The sequence below is a fragment of the Streptomyces sp. GbtcB6 genome (assembly GCF_019091475.1).
Classification (GTDB): Bacteria; Actinomycetota; Actinomycetes; order Streptomycetales; family Streptomycetaceae; genus Streptomyces; species Streptomyces hyaluromycini.
Map to the genome: position 1 here is coordinate 1 of NZ_JAGXJL010000455.1, position 237 is coordinate 237.

The 237-nt window shown below is 74.7% G+C and carries 1 pseudogene; it reads left to right on the forward strand.

What is annotated here, in order from left to right:
- Positions 1 to 237 (forward strand): annotated as a pseudogene (locus KVT45_RS55650) (glycosyl transferase); the annotation flags it as partial.

Genomic DNA, 237 nt, shown 5'->3' on the forward strand with positions numbered 1-237 from the left:
CCTGGGTGTTCCCGGACCGCGACGGCGCCGGCGCCGATTCCGGTCGGCAGGACTCGATGGTGGTGGCGTCGCACAACCCGGCGTCCCCCACCTACATGACCGGGACCCCGGCCCCGTACCAGCCGCAGGGCCCGCTCCCGCCGCGCCCCACGCACCAGCCGTACGCCCAGAACGGCACCACGACCACTCAGTTCCGCGCCGGTGTAGCCGCGGACGGCACCTGGAGGGCCAGCACCA